This is a genomic window from Sporomusa sp., from assembly GCF_035561255.1.
GTDB lineage: Bacteria > Bacillota > Negativicutes > Sporomusales > Sporomusaceae > Sporomusa.
In genome coordinates, this window is sequence record NZ_DATMXX010000005.1 from 1 (window position 1) to 3,393 (window position 3,393).

The window sequence follows — 3,393 nt, forward strand, 5'->3', positions numbered from 1 at the left end:
TCAATAAACTATTTGTTATTTGTCTGAGGTTTAAGAAAGCTCTTTAAAGAGGGGTTGGTAGGGTGAGGAAATATGTTGCAATCAGTGCCTTTGCCTTGTGTAGTATTTTTGTGTTGGCTTATATTTTTGCTTTTTCTGCCAGTAATATTCAAGCGGAAAAACCCCAGGAGAAAAAATCACAACTAAAGCCAGGCATTTATAAAGCAGAATACGATAAAGCTGATTTCCGGGGGTGGAAAGCGTTTTTTAGTATGGAGGTAGACGCAGCAGGCGAAATTAAGAGCAGTAGTTTCGATTATATTAACCAATCAGGTCAGTTAAAGACCCGGGATACTGAATATAACAATAAAATGAAAAGTAAAAGTGGACTGGGACCTAGTGAATATTGCCCGAGGTTTGCCAAGAATTTGCAAGTATATCAGGACCCAAACCAAATAGATGCAATTACCGGGGCAACAATGTCTTCACGGGATTTTAAAACATTTGCCCATGCAGCGTTTAATTCGGCTAAAACAGGCGATCTGTCAACAGTCTACATACAACAACCGGAAACGGCAGGTTCGAATAAATGATCTCATGGAGCCGTCATACGCGGGCGATTGACTTTGCTTGCCCTAAATTATTTTAAGGATACTAGATAATTAAAAGGAGAAGATATGCAATCGTTTTTTCTAAATCTGAAAATGAGCGCGAAACTGTTACTCAGTTTTTCTATAATTACGGTGGTATGCCTGATTGTTGGTCTTGTAGGGATTTTAAACATTTTACAATTACAGGAGCTGGATCATGATCTATATACTTTTCAAACCCGGCCGCTGCTTGAACTGCGGATTATCAATGGTGGTTTTGAGCAGAACCGGGCTTATATGAGGGATATTATTGCTGAGGACAATCCGCAGAAGATAAGCGAATATATTAGTGCAATGGAAGTGAATACACAGAAGATTGATCAAGCTATGCAGAAATTCTCGCAAAGTTTGCTTTCGGAAACTGAAAAAGAGGATTTTGTGTATTTCTCAAATGTTCTGGAGAATTTCAATTACCATAAGGATCAAGTAGTGACATTATGTAAGGCCGGCAACAAAAAATATGCTCATACTGTTCTGCTTAATGACGGCCCCAAATTATCATTGAACTTTAATAAAGCTATTGAGAAGCTTGCTAAGACCAAGGAAGATATCGGCAGGGAGAAAGCAGACTTTAATGAAGGCAGAGCGCAGATTGCTGTTTGGTTTATGGGGACATTAGTCTTGTTCTCGTTTCTGCTGGCAGCCGGGCTTAGCGTGCTGATCGCCCGAATGATTAGCCGGCCCATAGAGTCAATGGTGATTGCCGCCAATAGAATCGCTAAAGGAGATCTCGCAGTCGAAATACCCCAGAACTACCCGGGATTACAAGATGAAATAGGCAAGCTTGGAATGGCATTTAAGGTAATGACAGAAAACCTTAGAACAATTGTAAAACAGGTATATTGCTCATCAGAGCAGGTCGCTTCCGCATCGGAAGAGCTAACTGCCAGTTCCGGGGAATCTGCCCAAGTTTCCGGACAAATTGCTACAGCTGTTGTTGGCATTGCCAAAGACACGGACAAGCAACTGCATACTGTGAGTAAGACGATGGCAATCGTGGGCCAAATGTCAACCGGAGTAGAACGGATCAGTTCGAATAGTTTGACTGCGGCGATTACTGCTGATAAGACGGTAGGTGCTGCTGTTGAAGGCGGAGAATCTATTGAGTTGGTTATTAGCAAGATGAATGATATTGAGAACATTGTCAACCATTCTGCCACCGTTATTAGTAAACTTGATAAAAGATCAAAAGAAATCGGTGAGATTGTTGACACTATCTCCGGAATAGCCAGTCAGACCAATCTACTGGCTTTAAATGCTGCTATTGAGGCGGCAAGAGCTGGCGAGCAGGGGCGTGGTTTTGCCGTTGTTGCCGAGGAGGTCCGTAAACTCGCTGAGCAGTCTCAGGCAGCCGCAAAAGAGATTGCGGATATTATTCATAAAACACAGGTTGATACTGGCAAGGCGGCTGAAGCAATGGGGGAAGGAACCCGTGAAGTAAAAGCCGGTTCTCAACTTGCTAACCTGGCAGGTACAGCATTTAATAACATTATTGAAATGGTGCAACAGGTATCAAGCGAAAGCAAGGAAATCTCAACTGCGATCACTCTGATCGCTCAGGGTAACCAATTTGTTCTTGCGTCTATCCATGAACTTGATGAGGTCAGCCGGAGTACTTCTGCTGAAACTCAGCTGGTTTCAGCGGCAACGCAAGAGCAATCTGCCACGCTGGAAGAGATTGCTTCTTCCAGTGAAACATTGGCCCAGCTTGCTGAACAACTGAAGCAGGCAGTAACTGAGTTTAAAATTTGAGTAACAGAAATAGTTTAGGTTTAGTATAGTAAAAACAATCTATTGGGGACAAAATCGTACTAATTAGCAGTTTTTCCTGTTTTTCGCCATTGACTACTTAGTCAGTTTAGGTATAATCAAGTTATAGTAGAAATACTAAATCTGACGTGGAGGACGTTAAAATGCAGAAAAAAGTTTTAATTGGTATGTTGCTTGTTTCCCTGCTTATGGTTACCGCTGTTCCGGCATCACAGGCTTTTGGGTTAGGTGATATTTTAAAAGTCGGTGGTATGTCTATCCTAATAGATAAGTTCTCGACACCCCTTAATAATTTCATCAACCAATTGACATTTAAACATAAGTTAGGGAGTGAATACTCTACTAAAGTAGTTCCCATTCTATCTGTGGGTAATCATGGCTACATAGGGGCTGCTCAAGTTACCGGAGCGCAGGAATTAGTTGATAAAACTGAGGCGGTTATTCAAATGGAAGGCAGCTTTAACAATGATAAGTTTAGAGTAAAAGCATTAGTTCCTGTTGATAGTACTAACCCTACCAATTTTACCCGCGTGCAGGGGGTTGGAGTATCAGCAATTATTGATATCAAAATATAATAGAGACATAAGAAACCTCTTGCAGTAAGCTTTGCCTACTGCAAGAGGTTTTATTGTCCGACCGGGTTACCGTGGGGCTGGCGATATGAATTTATCCTCTTTTAGAATATGATCAACAAGCCATTCAATGACAAAATTCAAGATTTCTTTTAAATAGGCATTTTGTTCATTATCAATTTGGCCAAAGTCAATTGAGCCCATTTTTTCGATAAATTCATTGTGCAATACCTTATGAGATAAGAATTTAGGATACTTATTGGCTATCATATAGGCTTCTTCTGCTGCGAAATGTTCTGTTGTATAATCACGTAGTTCATCAACAATAGCTACAATGTGATCATATTTGTCAATAATTAATTCATTGTTTAATAATTTATCAATTTCGTTGGCGATCTCAAATAACTTTTTGTGTTGTTCGT

Annotated in this window: 4 protein-coding genes; 3 read left to right on the forward strand and 1 reads right to left on the reverse strand. The window is 40.6% G+C overall.

Going from position 1 to position 3,393, the window contains the following annotated elements; all coding sequences use genetic code 11:
- Nucleotides 1-62: 62 nt before the first annotated feature.
- The 3 genes from VN379_RS00315 to VN379_RS00325 all read left to right on the forward strand — a co-directional run bounded on the left by VN379_RS00315 (nt 63) and on the right by VN379_RS00325 (nt 2,974).
- On the forward strand, nt 63-572 hold the full coding sequence (locus VN379_RS00315) for an FMN-binding protein (protein WP_325529652.1): 510 nt from the start codon (nt 63-65) through the stop codon (nt 570-572).
- Nucleotides 573-656: 84 nt separating this feature from the next.
- Nucleotides 657-2,381 (forward strand): methyl-accepting chemotaxis protein, encoded by a 1,725-nt coding sequence (locus tag VN379_RS00320; protein WP_325529654.1) that lies wholly within the window; start codon nt 657-659, stop codon nt 2,379-2,381.
- 161 nt (nt 2,382-2,542) lie between these two features.
- Complete coding sequence (locus VN379_RS00325; RefSeq protein ID WP_325529655.1) at nt 2,543-2,974, forward strand: hypothetical protein; 432 nt, start codon at nt 2,543-2,545, stop codon at nt 2,972-2,974.
- 66 nt (nt 2,975-3,040) lie between these two features.
- On the opposite strand, the gene VN379_RS00330 is transcribed toward VN379_RS00325, so the two are convergent.
- The coding region (locus VN379_RS00330; protein ID WP_325529657.1) for a hemerythrin family protein at nt 3,041-3,393 on the reverse strand (353 nt) is incomplete at its 5' end.